Genomic DNA, 19,151 nt, shown 5'->3' with positions numbered 1-19,151 from the left:
CTCGATTGCCCGGCCAGAGCTGTCAAGAGGGGGTGAGGATAACGGCGACAACCGCAGATGCACCGGCATCAACGCGCAGGCGACGGCCACCGCGAACGCTGTACCGGGGGGATCCCGGTATGTGGTCGTGGGTGCTGCACCGGATCAGCGGCGCGACCATCTTCTTCTTCCTGTTCGTCCACGTCCTGGACGCCGCGATGCTGCGGGTGAGCCCGCAGACCTACAACGCGGTGCTGGCGACCTACAAAACCCCGATCGTCGGGCTGATGGAGTACGGCCTGGTGGCCGCGGTGCTGTTCCACGGGCTCAACGGCATCCGGATCATCCTGATCGACTTCTGGTCCGAGGGCCCGCGCTACCAGCGGCTGATGCTGTGGGTGATCGCCATCGTCTTCCTGCTGCTCATGGTCCCGGCTGGGGTGGTCGTGGGCATTCACATCACGGAGCACTTCCGATGAGCAGTCCTGACCTTCAGCTCGGTCGTGGCCAATTGGCGCCGGTGCGGCAGCGCAGCTATGACCGGCCCGCCAGCCTGGACAATCCCCGTTCGCCCCGGCGTCGCGCCGGCATCCCCAACTTCGAGAAGTTCGCCTGGCTGTTCATGCGATTTTCCGGCGTCGCACTGGTGTTCCTGGCCGTCGGGCACCTGTTCATCATGCTGATGTGGGACGACGGCGTTTACCGGCTGAACTTCAGCTTCGTGGCCCAGCGCTGGGCTTCGCCGTTCTGGCAATTCTGGGATCTGGCGCTGCTGTGGCTGGCGCAGTTGCACGGCGGCAACGGCCTGCGCACCATCATCGACGACTACAGCCGCAAAGACGTCACCCGGTTCTGGCTCAACAGCCTGCTGCTGCTGTCGATGGGCTTCACGTTGGTGCTGGGGACCTACGTGATCGTCACCTTCGACCCGAACATCTCCTAAAGGGGCGGCCGTGATCCAGCAACACCGATACGACGTGGTGATCGTCGGCGCGGGCGGTGCCGGGATGCGCGCCGCGGTAGAAGCGGGTCCGCGGGTGCGAACCGCGGTGCTGACCAAGTTGTATCCCACCCGCAGTCACACCGGCGCCGCCCAGGGCGGCATGTGCGCCGCGCTGGCCAACGTCGAAGACGACAACTGGGAGTGGCACACCTTCGACACCGTCAAGGGCGGCGACTACCTCGCCGACCAGGACGCCGTGGAGATCATGTGCAAGGAAGCCATCGACGCGGTGCTCGACCTGGAGAAGATGGGGATGCCGTTCAACCGCACCCCCGAAGGCCGCATCGACCAGCGCCGCTTCGGCGGCCATACCCGCGACCACGGCAAGGCCCCGGTCCGTCGGGCGTGCTATGCCGCCGACCGCACCGGACACATGATCCTGCAGACGCTCTACCAGAACTGCGTCAAGCACGACGTGCAGTTCTTCAACGAGTTCTACGCGCTCGACCTGGTGCTCACCCAGACCCCGACCGGCCCGGTGGCCACCGGCGTGGTCGCCTATGAGCTGGCCACCGGCGAGATCCACGTCTTCCACGCCAAGGCCGTGGTGCTGGCCACCGGCGGCTCGGGCCGGATGTACAAGACCACGTCCAACGCGCACACGTTGACCGGCGACGGCATCGGCATCGTCTTCCGCAAGGGACTTCCCTTGGAGGACATGGAGTTTCATCAATTCCACCCCACCGGCCTGGCCGGGCTGGGCATCTTGATCTCCGAGGCGGTGCGCGGTGAGGGTGGGCGGTTGCTCAACGCCGACGGCGAGCGCTTCATGGAGCGCTACGCCCCGACCATCGTCGACCTGGCACCCCGCGACATCGTCGCCCGCTCGATGGTTCTCGAGGTGCTGGAGGGTCGCGGCGCGGGCCCGAACAAGGACTACGTCTACATCGACGTCCGCCACCTCGGGGAGGACGTGCTGGAGGCCAAGCTGCCCGACATCACCGAGTTCGCCCGCACCTACCTGGGCGTGGACCCGGTGCACGAGCTGGTACCGGTCTACCCGACGTGCCACTACGTGATGGGTGGCATCCCGACCACCGTCACCGGACAAGTGTTGCGGGACAACACTTCTACCGTCCCGGGCCTGTACGCGGGCGGCGAGTGCGCGTGCGTCTCGGTGCACGGCGCCAACCGGTTGGGCACCAACTCGCTGCTGGACATCAACGTGTTCGGCCGCCGCGCAGGAATTTCCGCGGCCAACTACGCACGGGGCCACGACTTCACCGACATGCCGCCGGAGCCGGCGGCGATGGTGGTCGGCTGGGTGAGCGACATTCTCTCCGAGCACGGCAACGAACGCGTCGCCGACATCCGTGGTGCCCTGCAGCAGTCGATGGACAACAACGCCGCGGTGTTCCGCACCGAGGAGACGCTGAAGCAGGCACTCACCGACATCCACGCCCTGAAGGAGCGGTACTCCCGAATCTCCGTGCACGACAAGGGAAAGCGCTTCAACAGCGATCTGCTGGAAGCCATCGAGCTGGGCTTTCTGCTGGAGCTGGCCGAGGTGACGGTGGTCGGCGCCTTGAACCGCAAGGAGTCCCGCGGCGGCCACGCCCGCGAGGACTACCCGAACCGCGACGACGTCAACTACATGCGACACACGATGGCGTACAAGCAGGGCACCGATCTGCTGAGCGACATTGCGTTGGACTTCAAACCCGTCGTGCAGACCCGCTACGAGCCCAAGGAACGGAAGTACTAGTGAGCACCGAGCCTGTCGAGCCCGAGGTCCAGACTTTGGAGCCGCCGCTGCCGCCAGTTCCCGACGGCGCGGTCATGGTGACGGTCAAGATCGCCCGGTTCAACCCCGACGACCCCGAAGCTTTCGCGGAAACCGGTGGCTGGCAAAGCTTTCGGGTGCCTTGCCTGCCCAGCGACCGGCTGCTCAACCTGCTGATCTACATCAAGGGCTACCTCGACGGCACCCTGACCTTCCGGCGCTCCTGCGCGCACGGCGTGTGCGGGTCGGATGCCATGCGCATCAACGGCGTGAACCGGCTGGCGTGCAAGGTACTGATGCGCGACCTGTTGCCCAAGAAGCCGGGGAAACAGCTCACGGTGACGGTCGAGCCGATCCGCGGGCTGCCGGTGGAGAAGGACCTGGTGGTCGACATGGAGCCGTTCTTCGACGCCTATCGCAAGATCAAGCCCTACCTGGTCACCAGCGGCAACCCGCCGACTCGTGAGCGAATCCAAAGCCCGACCGACCGCGCCCGCTACGACGACACCACCAAGTGCATCCTGTGCGCGTGCTGCACCACCAGCTGCCCGGTGTTCTGGAGCGAGGGCACTTACTACGGCCCGGCGGCGATCGTCAACGCGCACCGGTTCATCTTCGACAGCCGCGACGAGGGCGCCGGCGAACGGCTCGACATCCTCAACGAGGTCGACGGGGTATGGCGCTGCCGCACCACGTTCAACTGCACCGAAGGCTGCCCACGCGGCATCGAGGTGACCAAGGCGATCCAAGAGGTCAAGCGCGCGCTGATGTTCTCGCGCTAGGGCTTCAGCTCAGCCTGCTCCGGTAGTTGACCATAAAGTCGTTGAGAACCGTGTTCCAGGACGAGCTGTCCAGGCAGAGGCGGCTGGCGGTGAACACCAGCCGGTCCGGTGTTCCAGGGATCAACGACACCGCGAACAACCTGCCGATACGCATGTCGAACAGGGCGCGTTGACGGTTGCGGGCTTCGCTGACGCTGATGCCGGGGGGTTCCACGGCCCAGACCCACCAACCACCAGGGCGAAACGTCCAGCTGCCCAAGAACGGCTCGTAGACCGTGCCAAGTCCCGGGTGAGCTGCGAAAACCGCATCGACCGCGGCGCGAACACGGCCTTGGTCCCACCGCGGATCGGCGATCAGCACCTCAGAGTGAGCAGCGCTTTCCAGCTTCTCCAGCGGTGGAAGCTGAGCAACACCTGAGTAAGACGACATGAGCAGAGACTTCACCGGGCAGCTTGGGAAATCCTTGACGGATTCTTGGAGTCCCTAAAAGCCGCCGTCACACTTCCGCGGCCCGTCTCGTCAGACCAGTATGACCCAGACAAATGCCAAAAAAACACGCATCGAACCCCTGTCCCCGAAGCGCACCGGCCTGCTGACCCGGGCCATGTACCGGATCGCCAAGCGGCGCTTCGGCGAGGTTCCCGAACCGTTCACCGTCACCGCGCACCATCGCGGGCTGCTGGTTGCCAGCGCTGTGCACGAGACGCTGGTCGAACGGGCGTCGAAAACACTGCCGGCCAGCGTGCGCGAGCTGGCCGTGTTCTGGACCGCCCGGACCGTCGGCTGCTCGTGGTGCGTCGACTTCGGATCCATGCTGCAGCGCCTGGACGGCCTGGACGTGCAGCGACTCCAAGAGATCGACGATTACGCCACTTCTGCCCGCTTCACCGACGACGAACGGGCAGCCATCGCCTACGCCGACGCGATGACCACCGACCCGCACACCGTCACCGACGAACAGGTAGCCGATTTGCGGGCCCGCTTCGGCGACGCCGGAGTGATCGAGCTGACCTATCAGATCGGCTTGGAGAACATGCGGGCGCGGATGAACTCCGCCTTGGGGATCACCGAGCAGGGGTTCAGTTCCGGAGACGCCTGCCGCGTGCCCTGGGCTTAGCGGCGCTACAGTTGCCGAATGCGGGTCTGGGACCTGGGGCCGGGCCGGCTTATGGTTGCCGGCGCGTTCTCTGACCTCGCCGTCCACCACCACGCGGCGGTACAGGTCACGGTTGGTGGACGAGGTTCGTTATCCGTCACCGCGGACAGCGGCGAGACCGAGGCGTGCCGGCTGGTCGTGGTCGCCAGCGGAGCACGCCATGCGGTGCGGTCGGACGCCGAGACCGAGGCCTTGACGCTGTACCTGGGGATGCAGACGTGGCAGGGCGCTGCGCTGAACGCCTTGAGCCTCGACAACGGTAAACACCGAGGTGTCTGGATTGTCGACGACGGAGAGGGGTTGGCGGAAGCGACGGCCGAATGCCTGACGACGAACGGCGCCGGGGCGGCGGCAGCGTTCCTCGTCGAAGCGCTCTGTGGGATAGCAAGCCCTGACCGGCCACGGTCGGTTCACCCGCAGCTACGGCATGCCTTCGAAGTGGTGACGAGCCGGGTACCGGACCACGTCGATGTGGCCTCGGTCGCCGACGCGGTGGCGTTGTCACCCGACTACCTCGGGCGACTGTGCAGACAGCAGACCGGCGTGTCGTTCTCGGCCACGATCCGCTGGATGCGGCTGGTCAACGCGATGCGCCAGCTGGTCGACGGCCGGTCGGTCACCGACGCCGCCCACATGGCCGGGTTTGCCGACGGTTCGCATGCCAACAGGGTGTGCCGGGAGATGACTGGCGCAACACCGCGTGACCTCGCTGCCGCGGTTCGGCGATCTCGGACCTGACGGATCCGTACAAGCGCACTCGTCGTCACCAACCGAGGCTTGGGATATCCCTCGGCTTAGGAATGGAGACTCTCATGGCAGCACCGTTGGGTGTGCGCGCAAAAGCGGCGGTAATCCGCTCCCTGTTCGCCTTGCCCGAACCGGCGAGGCGGTTTCTGGCCGGCCCGCCGGTGCGGATCGACGGGCAGGAATTGACCCTCGACGCGCAGCTGATGATCCGCCTCAAAAACCTCTCCGGCTCCGACGTTTTCGCCGATCCCATCGAGAAGGCGCGGATGAGATACGACGGCCTCCCCCTGATCATCGGGTACGCAGCGCCCGTAGCCGTCGCGGCACGGGACGTAACCATCCCCGCTCGCCACGGCGACGTCCAGGCCACGCTGTACTCCCCCGCGGACGTTCCGGAGCCGTGCGGGCTGCTGGTGTATTACCACGGCGGCGGCTTCTCGGTGGGCTCGCGAACCAGCCACGAGCCGATCGCCCGATTCTTGGCCCACCACGCCGGGGTGCGGGTGCTGTCGATCGAGTACCGACGGGCTCCCGAGCACCCGTTCCCCGCCGCGGTGGACGACGCAGTCGCGGCGTTCGAATATGCGCACCGCCAGGCTGACGAGCTGGGTGCAGACCCCGACCGCATCGCAGTCGGCGGCGACAGCGCCGGCGGAAACCTCGCCGCCGTCACCGCGCAGCAGGCGGTGCAGTCAGGTGGTCCGGTCCCGGCTTTTCAGCTCCTGATGTATCCCCCGACCGACCTCGCCGCACGTCGGCCTTCGCACGATCTGTTCGCACAGTGCTCCACCTTCACGGTCCAGAATTTCAATTGGGCGCTGGCCAACTACGTACCGCCGGGCATTGATTTGGCAGATCCTCGTCTGTCGCCGCTGCGCGGCGACGTCACCGGCCTACCGCCGGCGTATATCGCCAGCGCCGGTTTCGATCCGCTCCGCGACGACGCCGTGGCCTACGCGGCCAAACTGCGATCCCACCGAATCCAGGCCACTTTGAGCCGGCAAAGCGATCTCCCCCACGCATATCTCAACTTCGTCGGCCTCGGGGGCCGGTTCGCCGAGGCCGGTGCCGAAGCCGCGGCGGCACTGCGACTCGGCCTGGCCGTTGCGCAGCCGCGGCCGGTCAGCGAGACCGCAGCGGAGAGCCGGTGAACTTGTCCGGGTTGGCCACATCCCAGATGGCGCAGACCTTCCCGTCGCGCACCGTCATCGCCGTCACCCGCGGGGCCATCTCCCAATATCCGTCGGTGCCGGGGCTTCCTTCGGTGTAGGCGCCCAGCTCGCCGTTGACCAGCGCCAGCTGTGTCGCCGTGACAAACGCCGGGCCGTAGCGGCGGGCCAGGCCCAGCATGAAGCGGGCGACCTTGTCCGGGCCGTGGATGACGTTCACGGCGGTGGACACCTTGCCGTTGGCGTCGCCGGTGAGCGTCACATCCGGGTGCAACAACTCGACGACGGCGGTCAGGTCGCCGGAGGCAATGGCGGCCATCAGCTTGCCCACCACCTCGTTGTGGCTGGGATCGGGTTCGGGCGGGGGCGCGGCCGCTACGGCCTTGCGGGCCCGCGACGCGAGCTGGCGGGCGGTGGCTTCGCTGACGCCGAGGACGTCGGCCACTTCGGCGAACGGGATCGCGAACCCGTCGTGCAGCACAAAGGCGACCCGCTGGTCGGGAGTCAGGCGCTCCAAAACCACCATGGCGGCGAATCGGGCATCCTCGCGGGCTACCACCTCGGACAGCGGGTCATCGGTATCGAACCGGGTGACCACGGGTTCGGGCAGCCAGTGGCCGGTATAGGTCTCCCGTCGGTGCGCCGCCGACCGCAACTTGTCCAGGCCGAGCCGGCTCACCACCGTGGTCAGCCAGGCCCGCAGATCGTTGATCGGGTGGTTCTGCGCCCGCCACCGCAGCCAGGCTTCCTGGACGATGTCTTCGGCATCGGCGACCGTTCCGGTGAGCCGGTAGGCGACCGACATGAGGTGGGGCCGCAGCGCCTCGAATTCCGAAACCTGTTGGACGACGGCCATGTCCCCGAGCGTAACGCCAGGGTGACTTTGGCCGAGATCCGGAAATGCGCATGGCTGGTACGCCGGCGAACCTTAACGTGTACGAGGGTGTCTGCCACGGCAGGCGGAATCAGCCGCAAGCGGATATCCTCCAACCCGAGAGTGCGGGTTTCGGATGGATCCGGCCTCTCGAAGGCGGCGAGTTGATTACCGTTCGACACCGTGAGTGCACCGTCTCTGCAGTTAGATGTCTAGGGGGTTTCAATGCGGCCGCATGTCCTCGAGCTTGAGCTAGGGGCACTTCGTCGATTGAGCCCGGCGCTGCGAGGTTTGGCGACGAAGTTGAACCGGCCAACGCCGCTGGGCGATGACTTGAACGACCCCGCGAGCGAAACTCCAACCCTTGTGGCGGCAAGGTCGGTGAGCGCGCAGGCGCTTTCTGCGGTGCGGATCCGGATCGCGCACCACTTCACCACGGTGGGTGATCGGGTGGATCGGGCACGAATCGAGTTCGCAGACGTCGAGGTTGACCGAGCTGCCGTTATCACAGGTGCGAGTGGCCATCCGCGCCTCGCGCCACAGCTCCTACTCGCGTGATCAACCATAGGCTTTGGGCTGACCGCCGGTGGTGACACGCGGCCAGATTGATGCGGCGAAGCCGGAGGCGGTGCTGGCGTTGATCCAGTCGTGGCGAGACACCGCAACGGATTTGGAGAGCCATGCTGACGCCTATGTGCGGCTCATGGAAAGACCCGGTGGGGAGCCATGGTCTGGGCGCACCGCAGAGGCGGCGGTAACAATGTCGTGTTCCGACCGCAAGGTAATCGTTCGCGTGTCGGATGCGATTGGCGCGATGTCGGATACGGCATATCGAGGCATGACTGAAGCGGTGATGCCAAAGCTCAGCAACGTGCGGGCGATGATCGACAACGCTGAACGGTTGGGCTTTGTCGTTAACGATGATCTTTCGGTGTCGTGGTCGCGAACGGCCGGGATGAGCGATGCGACCGCCGACAAGTACGTAGCGGCTACCCGCAGGTTCTCCCAGCAAATCAGAGAGGCGGCCAAGGACTGGTGGGATGCTGAGCAGCAAGTGTCCGACCAGATGATTCGGGACCGCAACGCGCTTACGATGCCGTTCGGCGACTCGCCCGACCGCAGACACCCGGGGGTGCGACTCGTCGATCATGATGTCCCGCTATCTCCGGATGGGCCGTTCCCACAAGATCCACAGCCGTACCCGATAAATGAGGTTATCGCCGAAGCCACCGACCTAGACGGCAACCATGTCTTGCTCCGTCGCGGCTACTACGACGCACGGACGAAAGCGGGGTTTGGGTGGGATAAGGCCTACTGGAAACATGGCGTGGTGAACCTAAACGTGTTCAAAGATTTGATTTCACACAGCCGCCCAGTGCATAAGCCGGACGGTACCTTTATCTATGACGTGCCGATCAACCGGACCCATTGCACAAGAGGTCCACTCGGAATTGCCGACTGCCAGGATACTGGCGAAAGTTTGACGATGAGGATCGTAGTCGATCCCCGGGTGGGGCGTGTCGGCGTGCCTGACGGGGGAGCGAAAGGGGTGATTACGATATATCCCCTCGAGGGAGGCAGTGGAGTGCTCAAGTTGGGTCCGAAATGGACGTGGACTCCACCATGGGTGAATAACAATGTGCCCATCAATTGACGCCACCGACGAGCAGCGTAATTTCGCAGCAGAAGTGCTGCGAAATCTATTGCTCCACATCGAAATTGAGAATCAGGCGGGAAGCGATCCTTTTCTGGTCTCACATGCGTGGACCGAAGGACCACTCATGTACCTGGTGTACAAGGCGCCGCCTTCCGACCTCACCTGGGGGTTGGTACGCGATACCAGGGAGTCGCTGATCGACCCGGGTCCCTGGCCGGACGTGGACGAAGCGGTGCGCTACTACTACCTGCTCGATCTCCAAGAGCCGCAGCCGTCCGGTTCTTTCCGGGAACCAGGTGAATCAGACCATATTTTGTGGGACGGCTTTCCGCTCGAAGATGACCTTCCAAGGCACCCGACATCGATACCAGACGAATACCGGTATACGCCAACACTCGAAGCATCACCCTTGCAGCGCCACCGAACGGATCACCGCATCGTCAACGAGCCTCGTCGTTACGCTGATCCGTGATGAGCGACATGCCGCTGTGAGCGTTGTCCCTAACATCTCTGGAATGAGCAAGCTGTGGCTTCATTTCGCCAAGCACGGCCCGGAGATCCGGCCGCCGGTGATCACTCGCGGCGACGGCGTGACGATCTTCGACGACCGCGGCAAGAGCTACCTCGATGCGCTGTCCGGGCTGTTCGTGGTGCAGGTCGGCCACGGCCGTGCCGAGCTGGCCGAAGCCGCCGCCCGGCAAGCCGGCACGCTCGGGTTCTTTCCGATTTGGGGGTATGCCACCCCGACCGCGATCGAACTCGCCGAGCGTCTTGCGGGCTACGCGCCCGGCGACCTCAACCGGGTCTTTTTCACCACCGGCGGCACCGAGGCCGTCGAAACCGCGTGGAAGGTGGCCAAGCAATACTTCAAGCTCACCGGCAAACCCACCAAACACAAGGTGATTTCGCGCTCCATCGCCTACCACGGCGCCACCCAGGGCGCGCTGGCGATCACCGGGTTGCCAACCTACAAGGCACCGTTCGAACCGGTCACGCCGGGCGGGTTCCGGGTGCCCAACACGAACTTCTACCGCGCGCCCGAGCCGTTCAACACAGACGCGAAAGCCTTCGGGTTATGGGCGGCCGACCGGATCGCCGAGGCCATCGAGTTCGAGGGAGCCGATACCGTCGCCGCGGTGTTCTTGGAGCCGGTGCAAAACGCCGGCGGCTCGATTCCGCCGCCACCCGGCTATTTCGAGCGGGTTCGCGAGATCTGCGACGAGTACGACGTGCTGCTGGTTTCCGACGAGGTGATCTGCGCTTTCGGCCGGATCGGGTCGATGTTCGCCTGTGACGACTTCGGCTATGTGCCGGACATGATCACCTGCGCCAAAGGGATGACGTCGGGCTACTCGCCGCTGGGCGCGATGATCGCCAGCGACCGGGTGTTCGAGCCGTTCAACGACGGCAGCACGGTCTTCCGGCACGGCTACACCTTCGGCGGCCACCCGGTGTCGGCGGCCGTCGGGCTGGCCAACCTCGACATCTTCGAACGCGAAGGCCTCAACGACCGCGTCAAAGCCCAAGCGCCACAGTTGCGCGCCACTTTGGAGAAGCTTTACGACCTGCCCATCGTCGGCGACATCCGCGGCGAGGGCTACTTCTACGGCGTCGAACTGGTCAAGAACAAAGCGACCAAACAGACCTTCACCGGCGAAGAGCGGGAAAAGCTGATCGCCGACGTCTCCGCGGCGCTCTTCGACGCCGGGCTGTACTGCCGCCTCGACGACCGCGGCGAGCCCGTCATCCAACTCGCGCCGCCGCTGATCAGCGGACAGGCCGAGTTCGACACCATCGAATCCATCCTGCGCAGCGTGCTGACCGACCAGCTCTAAAGTCCTTGGCATGGCGCGCAAACCACGTATCGACCCGGTGCGGTGGCAGCCGCCACCGGTGGAGGCGTTGCCGGACATGCCGGCGCCGAATATCACCGTCGTCGCGCTGCCCGGGAACGGGCCCGAGGATGTCGTGGTCGACGCGGCCGGCCAGGTGTGGACTGGCCTGGAGGACGGGCGCATTGTGCGCATTCCCACCGGCGGCGGCGAGCCCGCAGTGGTCGCCGACACCGGCGGGCGGCCGCTCGGTCTGCACGTCGCCCGCGACGGCCGAGTCCTGATCTGCGACAGCCATCGTGGATTGCTCGCCCTCGACCCGACCAGCGGCGCGTTGGACGTGCTGGTCGAGTCGGTAGCCGGCCGACGGCTCAAGTTCTGCTCGAACGTCACCGAAACACCCGACGGCACAATCTATTTCACCGAGTCGACGTGCGACTTCACTTTCGAGCACTATACCGCCGCGGTGGTGGAAGGCCGGGGCCGCGGCGCCCTGTTCCGGCTCGAGGCGGACGGCACCGCCACCATGCTGGTCGACGGACTGTACTTCGCCAACGGAGTTACGCCGACGGCCGACGGGTCGGCGCTGGTGTTCGCCGAGAGCCAGGCGCGCCGGCTGTCGAAGTACTGGCTGACCGGCCCGCAAGCCGGATCGGTGACGCCGTTGGCAGTGCACCTGCCCGGCATGCCGTCGCGGAGGCGAATGGCGCGCTGGAATGGCTGTTGCCGCGCGCCCCGATCATCCGCAAGCTGCTGTGGCGCCTGCCCGATCGGCTGCAACCGCAGATCAAGCCGGAAGTCTGGGCGGTCGCGTTCGATCCGGATACCGGTGCGCCCGTCGCCGGCCTGCGCACCACGCATCCGGACTTCGGTGTCGTCACCGGTGTGGTGGAGGCGGCCGGTCAGCTGTGGATGGGCACCATCAGCTACCCGGCCGTCGCCCATGTGGAGCTGGCGGCCACCCGGCTGTAGTCCTCAGGTCCAGAACCGCAGTTTCGCCGTGCGCCGCCCGCGGTCGCCCTCGCCGAGCAGCCGCTTCACCGCGTCGACGGCGATCAGCACCTCGCGCGCCTGGGCCTGGGTCGAGCCCTTCAAGAACCGCGTCAGCGCATTGCACAGCCGGACCAGTGCCGCGTGCAATTCAGGCTCCGACGTCGCATCGCGATGCTGCTGCAGCTCGTCGAGCACCCGGTCGAGCCCGGAACGGCGCACCTGGGTTGCCTTCTCCACCTGCTTGAGCAGGTGTTTGAGAGACCGCGGGGCCGGCGGGCCCGGCATGGGCATGATGCCGGCCGGCGGCGGGCCGCTCGGCGCATAGCTGACTCTGGCCATTACCGGCGCCGCGGCGAAGCCGACGGGGCCCCACCCGTCAGGAGTCTCGACCGGCTGAACCACCTCGTCGAGCGGGCCCGCATCGGTGCGTTCGGGGTCGATGGCGACGAACGCGGTGAACCTCGACAGCACCCCGAATCGGATGGAGTGCGCCACCAGGCGCTTGGTCAAGTCGTCGTCACCGCGCCCGGAGGCGTATTCGTCCTCCAGGTCGCGGACCACCGCGCGGGCCCAAATCTTTTGCACCGCAACGGCATCCGGTGCCAGACGTGCCGCCAGCGCCGTCGTAAAGGGGCCGTCCGGCGTGCTGGCTTCGACGTGCAGCGTGGCTGCGGGCCGGGATTTCGTGCACCGATAGCGCCCGGAGATCACGCACGGCACGCCGGCGAACGCGTCGGGTGCCCGATTCGGGGTGACGCTACCGTCGACGATCTCGACGCCGTCGGCACTCACCCGCAGCTCGGTCAGCGACGGGCGCCCGATGGTGCGGGCCAATCTGGTCATGACCTCGTCGAGGCGGTCCTCCGACTCGACCAGCTCGGCGCGCGCATTGCCCAGCGCGGCAAGGCGTTCCAGAAAACCGGCGTTGACGGCCCGGTCGATGCCCACGCAGTGCACCCGAGTCCGCCCGATCAGCGGCGCCAGCGACCGCAGCAGGTGGTCCTCGCCGGCGATCTGGCCGTCGGTCACCACGACCACGCTGGGTAGCCGGCCGGCATCAGAGGCAGCCAGCAGGGTGACCGCCTCGCGCAGGGGTTCGGCCATCTCGGTGCCACCCCGCGCCGTCAGCGTGCCCAGCCAGGAGGCGGCCGTGAACCGGTTGCGGTCCGAGGCCGACGATAGGCCGGCGGGCAGGTCGGACGGCCTCTCGACGACGTTGTCGAAAGCCAGCACGTAAAACCGGTCTGCCGCATCGAGCATGTCCACGATCCGGCCCGCCGCCCGCCGCGCGGCGACCATCTTCCAACCGTCCATCGACCCGGACCGGTCCAGCACGACGACCACATCACGCGGCGTGCTGGTGGTTTCGGCGGGCGGGACGACGGTGACCGACCAGGTGCCCTCGTCGCCGTCGGGGTCAGGCACCAGCAGCGCCGATGACGACAGCTCACGGCGGTCGACGCGGAAGCGCAGCACGAAGTCACGGTCGGCACGCGCCCCGGGCTCGACGTGCAGGCGAGTCGGGCCGTCGGTTTTCACAAGGGCGGTCGGCAGCGACGCCCTCAGGTCCGAGACGGCCAGCCCGCCGTCGTCGAGGGTCAGCTCGATGTGCAGGTCGGGCCGCTGATCCTGGTCCGACAGGCGCGGCGGAGTCACCCTTGATGCGTCGGGAACGGCGTCGGTGTCGACCGCCAGACCGCCGCCGGTCTGATCGCCCGCTACCGGCGTGCCGGTGGTGTACCGAGGGGCGACGACGAGCGGGAAACGGAACGTCGCCTCGCCGTCCTCGAACGCCAACGGTCCGGTCAGCACCAGCTCGATGGTGGCTTCCTCGCCGGGACCGAGGTTGCCCACCCGCACCGAGAACACGTCGGAGCGGTCCTCCTCCACGATGGCGGCGCGCTGGCCGGACACCAGGGCGTGCTCGTAGTCCGCGCGAGCCTGGCCGCGCTCCTTCAGCACGCCAACCACCCGTCGTCCGGCCAGCGAGGCGACGAAGTCGGTGACACCCGCCCGCGCCGGCAACGGGAACACGTAGGTGGCCTCGATGGTGGTATCGCCGGTGTTGACGAAGCGCTGACGCACGGTCGATGTGGCGGTCATGCCCACGATGGCGGCGTCGACGCTCAGCGCCTTCAGGGGTAGCCGCTCACCGGTTGCCGAGCTGAGCTCGCCGCAGGTTGGCCGTGAGCCGGCAGGGGAGCTCGGTTCGGCGGTGAGAAGCGGAAGTAGCTCAGGGCTCATCGGGGGTCCTTTCGTGGTTGGCGAGGAGTTCGAGCAGCGGCGCGGCGGCGCGGCGCAGTTTGTCGGGCGGGGGCAGTGGGCCGTCGATCAGCAACGTGACGGTGTCGGAAAGGCGGACTGCCCGCAGTTCGGTTACCGCGGGGGGTTCCGCCGTGGTCAGCTGGGGGGCCGTCTGGGGGGCCGTCTGCCAGAAACGGGCGGCCGCGCGTGACGGGGCCGGGGCGGGTTCCGGGTCGCCCAGGTCGGCCGGCATGACGCTGGGCGGGATAGCAGCCAGCGACTCCAGCTCAGCCTGCGACATCCCGTCGAGCCGCTGAGCGATCTCGTCCAGCGACAAACCCTCGCCCTGCAGCCGTTTGACGGCCACCAAGTGGACGAGATGGGTTCGCCCGTAAGTGAGCGCCCGGCCCCGCGTCCCGGGTCGGGGCAGCAGGCCGCGAGCGGTGTAGTAGCGGACCATGCGCTCGGCGGGGATCGGCTTGGCCTGGCGGTTTTCCGGCACTGCTCCGGACGCCTGCACCGCAGTGGCGGCGACGGCGGCGAATTCGGGCAGGGTGAGCAGCTTCATGGTTAATTGACAGTGTTATACATGTTTCTGACACTGTCAAGTAGCGGGCGGCGTTGCGCGTGAACCCCGGGCGTTCGGTGTGAAATCTGGGCTTTCCGGGTGAAACCAGGGCGAGCTTTCGCCGATTTTCCCGCCCTCTTTTCACCCGCGACGCCAACCCTTCACACTCGACGCCCACCCTTCACCCGCGACGGCGGGCACGGCACACCCGACGGCGGCCACGGCACCAGCAGCGCCACTCGTGCACTCTTTGCAACTTCCGTCTCAGCAGTCACAGCGCGGCTCCCTGCACTGCCGCCGCCTTTCGCTTACGCTGCTCAGACGATGCTTCGGTTACCGTCCTCGTCGCGCGGCGCCGCATGCCTGGCCGCACTTTTTCTGGCAGCTGCGCCCGCCGGTCCGGGTCTGCCCTTCGCCCTGGCCGAGCCCGACGCCGGCCCCAACGCCGCTCCGGCGACTTGCCCCTACAAGGTGTCCACGCCACCGGCGGTCGACTCGTCGGAGGTGCCGCAGGCGGGTGAGGCGCCGGCGCCGCTCGCAGTGCCGCCCAAGCCGGTCGGCGGCGACGCGCTGGGCGGTTGCGGGATCGTCACCGCACCCAACACGCCGCCGACGCCGGGCGACGTCTCCGCCGAGGCTTGGCTGGTGGCGGATCTGGACAGCGGCGCGGTGATCGCCGCCCGCGACCCACACGGCCGGCACCGCCCGGCCAGCATCATCAAGGTGCTGGTGGCGATGGCCGCCATCAACGCGCTCAGCCTGAACAAGTCGGTTCCTGGCACCGCCGACGACGCCGCGGCCGAGGGCACCAAGGTCGGCGTCGACGCCGACGGCATGTACACCGTCAACCAGCTCCTGCACGGGCTGCTGATGCATTCCGGCAACGACGCCGCGCACGCGCTGGCCGCGCAGCTCGGCGGCATGCAGGCCGCGCTGGAGAAGATCAATCTGCTGGCCGCCAAGCTCGGCGGCCGCGACACCCGCGTCGCCACGCCATCGGGACTGGACGGGCCCGGCATGAGCACGTCGGCCTACGACATCGGCCTGTTCTACCGGTACGCCTGGCAGAACCCGACGTTCAGCAACATCGTCGCGACCCGCACTTTCGACTTCCCCGGCCACGGCGACCATCCCGGCTACCAGCTGGAGAACGACAACCAGCTGCTCTATCACTACCCGGGTGCGATGGGCGGCAAGACCGGTTACACCGACGACGCCGGCCAGACCTTCGTCGGAGCGGCCAACCGCAACGGTCGACGGCTGGTGGCGGTGCTGCTGCATGGAACCCGGCAGCCGATCGCCCCGTGGGAACAGGCCGCGCATTTGCTCGACTACGGGTTCAGCACCCCGGCGGGCACCCAGGTCGGCACCCTGGTCGAACCCGACCCTTCGTTGGCGAGCGCCGGGCGTCCCACCGACCGGCCGGCCGACGCGCAGGCCGCCGGTCCGACGTCGTCGGCCGACGCGCTGCCGATACGCGTCGGCGTGGCCGTCGTCGGTGCGCTCGTCGTGTTCGGGTTGATCATGGTCGCACGCTCCATGAACAGCCGGCCCGAGAACTAGACTCTGCGGGATGACTGCCCTTTACCAGGACGCCGGCCTGACCCTCGACGAGGATGGAATCACCATTCGTCGCTACTACTTTCCCTTTGCTACGCCAAAGCGGGTCGCCTACAGCAAAATCAAGGGCATCAAGGCCAAGCCGATGGGCTGGGCATCCGGCAAGGGACGCTTCTGGGGCGCCGGCGACCCTCGCCACTGGTTTCCGCTGGACATGCAGCGGGGCCATAAGCAGACGCTGCTGATTCTCGACGTCGGCCGTCGGGTGCGGCCGTGCATCACGCCCGACGACCCCGATACGGTGATCGGTCTGCTGAAGACCCGGGTCCAGGCCTGACGAGTCCGTGCGGCGGGGGGTATTGGTCGGGCTGACCGCGGCCAGCGTCGGCGTCATCTACGGCTACGACCTGTCCATCATCGCCGCCGCGCAGCTGTTCGTCGATTTTGCTCGCACGACCCTGCAACGGGAAGTCCTGACGACCATGGTGGTGATCGGCCAGATCGTCGGGGTGCTGGGCGCGGGCCTGCTGACCAACGCCATTGGACGCAAAAGGGCGATCGTGCTGGTGTTGGTCGCCTACACGATGTGCGCTCTGCTGGGAGCGTTTTCGGTGTCATTGGCGATGCTGTTGACGGCACGGTTCCTGATTGGTTTGGCCATCGGGGTGTCGATGGTGGTCGTCCCGGTCTATGTGGCGGAGTCGGCTCCGGCGGCGGTGCGAGGATCGCTGGTGACGGCCTACCAGCTGGCCATTGTCAGCGGACTCATCGTGGGCTACCTGACCGGCTACCTGCTCGCCGGTGTCCACGGCTGGCGGTGGATGCTGGCGCTGGCCGTCTTGCCGGCAATTGTGCTGCTGCTCTTGGTGATTCGCCTACCCGACAGCCCCCGCTGGTACATGCTGAAGGGCCGGGTGGACGAGGCGCGGGCGGCGCTGCTACTGGTGGAGCCCAGCGCGAACGCCGATGAGGAACTTGCTGAAATCATGCGAGCCCTGAGCGAAGGCAGCGGCGGCATCTCCGAGATGTTGCGCCGGCCGTATTCGCGGGCCACTGCCTTCGTGATCGCGCTGGGCTTTCTGATCCAGATCACCGGCATCAACGCGTTCGTCTATTACAGCCCCGAGATATTCAAGGGCATGGGCTTCGCCGGCTATTTCGGACAGCTCGCTCTGCCGGCCCTGGTACAGGTGGCGGGTTTGGCGGCAGTGGGAATTTCGGTGCTCCTCGTCGACAGACTGGGCAGGCGGCCAATCCTGTTGTGCGGCATAGCAATGATGATCGCCGCCGACCTTGCGCTGATGGTTGTGTTCTCCTCGCAGAGTCTCGGCGGCGCTGGACTGATCTTCGGGTTCGCCGGCGTGCTGCTCTTCATCATCGGCTACACACTGGGTTTGGGGTCCCTGGGCTGGGTGTACGCGAGCGAAAGCTTCCCTACCCGCCTGCGCTCGCTCGGGTCCAGCACCATGTTGACCGCTAACCTGGTGAGCAACGCGATAGTTGCGGCCGGTTTCCTGACGATAAAGGATTCTCTCGGCGACGCAGGAGCTTTCGCCGTGTTCGGGGCCTTCGCGCTGATCGCTTTCGTTTTCGTCTTCCGGTATGCGCCGGAAACCAAGGGTCGTCAACTCGAGGACATCAGGCACTTCTGGGAAAACGGTGGACGGTGGGAAAAGACCCACGCATGATCCAGGCCGGTGCTGTCGCCTTGGACGGGCAGGTGTGCCGACCCGGGTGGCTGGAGATTTCGGGTGGCCAGATCCTGGCCTGCGGGGCCGGCCCACCGCCTCGGCCCGCCGACGTAGACTTCCCGGATTCCGTTGTGGTGCCGGGCTTTGTCGATATGCACGTGCACGGCGGCGGCGGGGCTTCTTACGTCGATGCACATGACGTGGCCCGCGCCGCGGAGTTTCACCTGCGGCACGGCACCACGACGACGCTGGCCAGCCTGGTCACCGCGCGGCCCGCGGAACTGCTCGCCGGAGTGCAGGCACTGGCCGCGGCCACCCGGCAAGGTGTCGTCGCGGGCATTCATCTGGAGGGTCCGTGGCTGAGCAGGTCACGGTGCGGCGCGCACGATCCCGACCTGATGCGTGACCCGGACCCCGCCGAGATCGACGCCGTGCTGGCCGCCGGCGGCGACGCGATCCGGATGGTCACCCTGGCTCCCGAGTTAGCCGGATGCGACACGGCGATTCGGCGCTTTCTCGACGCGGGAGTCGTTGTGGCCGTGGGACATACGAATGCCACCTACGAGCAGACCCAACATGCTGTGGAATTGGGCGCGACGGTCGGCACCCATCTGTTCAACGCGATGCCGCCGCTGCACCACCGCAGCCCGGGACCCGCAGTGGCCCTGCTCGAAGACCCGCGGGTGACCGTCGAGCTGATCGCCGACGGCGTGCACGTGCACCCCGCCGTGCTGCGTGCGGTGATCGAGTCGGCCGGCCCGGACCGGGTGGCCGCGGTGACCGATGCGATCGCAGCTGCGGGCTGCCCCGACGGCGAATTCCGGCTCGGCGCGGTGCCGATCGACGTGGTGTCCGGTGTGGCCCGGGTGCGGGGAACGTCGACGATCGCAGGAAGCACGGCGACCATGGATCAGCTCTTCCGCAATGTCGTCGCACTCGGCGAGGACGCCGATACTGCGCTGACTGCCGCGGTTCGGATGACCGCGACGACGCCGGCGCGCGTCCTCGGGCTCGAGGGCGTCGGCAGCCTGCGACCCGGGTATGACGCCAATCTTGTTGTGCTGGACCGTGATCTGCAGGTTAGCGCCGTCATGGCAGGCGGCGACTGGCGGGTTAGGCCTGACGGTGGTGATGGGCAGCACCAGCAGGGCCCAGAATGATGCGACCTTATA

General features: G+C 66.8%; 17 protein-coding genes and 2 pseudogenes. 15 read left to right on the top strand and 4 right to left on the bottom strand.

Going from position 1 to position 19,151, the window contains the following annotated elements:
* The first annotated feature begins 119 nt into the window (after positions 1–119).
* From sdhC to AC5Y2L_RS08790, 4 genes are read left to right on the top strand one after another with little or no spacing between them, the layout of a single operon-like run.
* Positions 120–458, top strand: coding sequence for a succinate dehydrogenase, cytochrome b556 subunit (gene sdhC / locus AC5Y2L_RS08805; RefSeq protein ID WP_499933550.1), 339 nt, complete (start codon positions 120–122; stop codon positions 456–458).
* Entirely contained in the window at positions 455–922 is a 468-nt protein-coding gene (locus AC5Y2L_RS08800) for a succinate dehydrogenase hydrophobic membrane anchor subunit (protein ID WP_499933551.1), read from the top strand. Before sdhC ends, AC5Y2L_RS08800 begins: the two co-directional genes overlap by 4 nt.
* Positions 923–932: 10 nt before the next feature.
* Positions 933–2,687, top strand: coding sequence for a succinate dehydrogenase flavoprotein subunit (gene sdhA, locus AC5Y2L_RS08795; RefSeq protein WP_499933553.1), 1,755 nt, complete (start codon positions 933–935; stop codon positions 2,685–2,687).
* A complete protein-coding gene (locus tag AC5Y2L_RS08790; protein WP_499933554.1) occupies positions 2,687–3,487 on the top strand; it encodes a succinate dehydrogenase iron-sulfur subunit in 801 nt (266 codons plus the stop codon). The genes sdhA and AC5Y2L_RS08790 overlap by 1 nt, the downstream gene beginning before the upstream one ends.
* Positions 3,488–3,491: 4 nt before the next feature.
* Here the strand turns inward: AC5Y2L_RS08790 and AC5Y2L_RS08785 are convergent, their stop codons facing one another.
* Entirely contained in the window at positions 3,492–3,917 is a 426-nt protein-coding gene (locus AC5Y2L_RS08785; protein ID WP_499933556.1) for a condensation domain-containing protein, read from the bottom strand.
* An 82-nt stretch (positions 3,918–3,999) separates the two neighbouring features.
* Here AC5Y2L_RS08785 and AC5Y2L_RS08780 point away from each other — a divergent pair.
* From AC5Y2L_RS08780 to AC5Y2L_RS08770, 3 genes and pseudogenes are all read left to right on the top strand, one after another.
* Positions 4,000–4,605: pseudogene (locus tag AC5Y2L_RS08780) on the top strand (carboxymuconolactone decarboxylase family protein); the annotation flags it as partial.
* An 18-nt stretch (positions 4,606–4,623) separates the two neighbouring features.
* Complete coding sequence (locus AC5Y2L_RS08775) at positions 4,624–5,382, top strand: helix-turn-helix transcriptional regulator (protein ID WP_499933558.1); 759 nt, start codon at positions 4,624–4,626, stop codon at positions 5,380–5,382.
* A 74-nt stretch (positions 5,383–5,456) separates the two neighbouring features.
* Positions 5,457–6,542 carry an alpha/beta hydrolase gene (locus AC5Y2L_RS08770; protein ID WP_499933559.1) on the top strand — a complete coding sequence of 362 codons (1,086 nt, stop codon included), beginning with the start codon at positions 5,457–5,459 and terminating at the stop codon, positions 6,540–6,542.
* Here AC5Y2L_RS08770 and AC5Y2L_RS08765 read toward each other — a convergent pair.
* A complete protein-coding gene (locus tag AC5Y2L_RS08765; protein WP_499933561.1) occupies positions 6,514–7,416 on the bottom strand; it encodes a sigma-70 family RNA polymerase sigma factor in 903 nt (300 codons plus the stop codon). The two genes, AC5Y2L_RS08770 and AC5Y2L_RS08765, sit on opposite strands and share 29 nt — an antisense overlap.
* Positions 7,417–8,020: 604 nt before the next feature.
* Here AC5Y2L_RS08765 and AC5Y2L_RS08760 point away from each other — a divergent pair.
* The 4 genes and pseudogenes from AC5Y2L_RS08760 to AC5Y2L_RS08745 all read left to right on the top strand — a co-directional run bounded on the left by AC5Y2L_RS08760 (position 8,021) and on the right by AC5Y2L_RS08745 (position 11,895).
* Positions 8,021–9,088 carry a hypothetical protein gene (locus AC5Y2L_RS08760; RefSeq protein ID WP_499933562.1) on the top strand — a complete coding sequence of 356 codons (1,068 nt, stop codon included), beginning with the start codon at positions 8,021–8,023 and terminating at the stop codon, positions 9,086–9,088.
* Entirely contained in the window at positions 9,072–9,563 is a 492-nt protein-coding gene (locus tag AC5Y2L_RS08755; RefSeq protein WP_499933564.1) for a hypothetical protein, read from the top strand. Before AC5Y2L_RS08760 ends, AC5Y2L_RS08755 begins: the two co-directional genes overlap by 17 nt.
* A gap of 43 nt (positions 9,564–9,606) precedes the next feature.
* A complete protein-coding gene (locus AC5Y2L_RS08750; protein ID WP_499933565.1) occupies positions 9,607–10,926 on the top strand; it encodes an aspartate aminotransferase family protein in 1,320 nt (439 codons plus the stop codon).
* 10 nt (positions 10,927–10,936) lie between these two features.
* Positions 10,937–11,895, top strand: a pseudogene (locus AC5Y2L_RS08745) (SMP-30/gluconolactonase/LRE family protein).
* 3 nt (positions 11,896–11,898) lie between these two features.
* On the opposite strand, the gene AC5Y2L_RS08740 reads toward AC5Y2L_RS08745, so the two are convergent.
* Positions 11,899–14,160 carry a VIT domain-containing protein gene (locus AC5Y2L_RS08740; RefSeq protein WP_499933567.1) on the bottom strand — a complete coding sequence of 754 codons (2,262 nt, stop codon included), beginning with the start codon at positions 14,158–14,160 and terminating at the stop codon, positions 11,899–11,901.
* Positions 14,150–14,728, bottom strand: coding sequence for a helix-turn-helix domain-containing protein (locus AC5Y2L_RS08735; protein WP_499933568.1), 579 nt, complete (start codon positions 14,726–14,728; stop codon positions 14,150–14,152). The genes AC5Y2L_RS08740 and AC5Y2L_RS08735 overlap by 11 nt, the downstream gene beginning before the upstream one ends.
* A 324-nt stretch (positions 14,729–15,052) precedes the next feature.
* Between AC5Y2L_RS08735 and dacB1 the strand changes: the two genes are divergently transcribed.
* From dacB1 to nagA, 4 genes are read left to right on the top strand one after another with little or no spacing between them, the layout of a single operon-like run.
* Positions 15,053–16,291 carry a D-alanyl-D-alanine carboxypeptidase DacB1 gene (gene dacB1, locus AC5Y2L_RS08730; RefSeq protein ID WP_499933570.1) on the top strand — a complete coding sequence of 413 codons (1,239 nt, stop codon included), beginning with the start codon at positions 15,053–15,055 and terminating at the stop codon, positions 16,289–16,291.
* Between the two features lie 10 nt (positions 16,292–16,301).
* On the top strand, positions 16,302–16,625 hold the full coding sequence (locus AC5Y2L_RS08725; protein ID WP_499933571.1) for a hypothetical protein: 324 nt from the start codon (positions 16,302–16,304) through the stop codon (positions 16,623–16,625).
* A gap of 7 nt (positions 16,626–16,632) precedes the next feature.
* Positions 16,633–17,976 carry a sugar porter family MFS transporter gene (locus AC5Y2L_RS08720; RefSeq protein ID WP_499933573.1) on the top strand — a complete coding sequence of 448 codons (1,344 nt, stop codon included), beginning with the start codon at positions 16,633–16,635 and terminating at the stop codon, positions 17,974–17,976.
* A complete protein-coding gene (nagA, locus tag AC5Y2L_RS08715; RefSeq protein WP_499933900.1) occupies positions 17,973–19,139 on the top strand; it encodes an N-acetylglucosamine-6-phosphate deacetylase in 1,167 nt (388 codons plus the stop codon). The genes AC5Y2L_RS08720 and nagA overlap by 4 nt, the downstream gene beginning before the upstream one ends.
* Positions 19,140–19,151 lie beyond the last annotated feature (12 nt).

Source organism: Mycobacterium sp. NGS66 (genome assembly GCF_059812225.1).
This window is presented reverse-complemented; position numbering and strand designations above follow the sequence as displayed.

What these genes read in the sequence shown, in the direction of transcription:
- sdhC (WP_499933550.1), top strand. Translation starts at nt 120, where the DNA reads ATGTGGTCGTGGGTGCTGCACCGGATCAGCGGCGCGACCATCTTCTTC.
- AC5Y2L_RS08800 (WP_499933551.1), top strand. Translation starts at nt 455, where the DNA reads ATGAGCAGTCCTGACCTTCAGCTCGGTCGTGGCCAATTGGCGCCGGTG.
- AC5Y2L_RS08785 (WP_499933556.1), bottom strand. Translation starts at nt 3,917, where the DNA reads ATGTCGTCTTACTCAGGTGTTGCTCAGCTTCCACCGCTGGAGAAGCTG.
- AC5Y2L_RS08775 (WP_499933558.1), top strand. Translation starts at nt 4,624, where the DNA reads ATGCGGGTCTGGGACCTGGGGCCGGGCCGGCTTATGGTTGCCGGCGCG.
- AC5Y2L_RS08770 (WP_499933559.1), top strand. Translation starts at nt 5,457, where the DNA reads ATGGCAGCACCGTTGGGTGTGCGCGCAAAAGCGGCGGTAATCCGCTCC.
- AC5Y2L_RS08765 (WP_499933561.1), bottom strand. Translation starts at nt 7,416, where the DNA reads ATGGCCGTCGTCCAACAGGTTTCGGAATTCGAGGCGCTGCGGCCCCAC.
- AC5Y2L_RS08755 (WP_499933564.1), top strand. Translation starts at nt 9,072, where the DNA reads ATGTGCCCATCAATTGACGCCACCGACGAGCAGCGTAATTTCGCAGCA.
- AC5Y2L_RS08750 (WP_499933565.1), top strand. Translation starts at nt 9,607, where the DNA reads ATGAGCAAGCTGTGGCTTCATTTCGCCAAGCACGGCCCGGAGATCCGG.
- AC5Y2L_RS08740 (WP_499933567.1), bottom strand. Translation starts at nt 14,160, where the DNA reads ATGAGCCCTGAGCTACTTCCGCTTCTCACCGCCGAACCGAGCTCCCCT.
- AC5Y2L_RS08735 (WP_499933568.1), bottom strand. Translation starts at nt 14,728, where the DNA reads ATGAAGCTGCTCACCCTGCCCGAATTCGCCGCCGTCGCCGCCACTGCG.
- dacB1 (WP_499933570.1), top strand. Translation starts at nt 15,053, where the DNA reads ATGCTTCGGTTACCGTCCTCGTCGCGCGGCGCCGCATGCCTGGCCGCA.
- AC5Y2L_RS08725 (WP_499933571.1), top strand. Translation starts at nt 16,302, where the DNA reads ATGACTGCCCTTTACCAGGACGCCGGCCTGACCCTCGACGAGGATGGA.
- nagA (WP_499933900.1), top strand. Translation starts at nt 17,973, where the DNA reads ATGATCCAGGCCGGTGCTGTCGCCTTGGACGGGCAGGTGTGCCGACCC.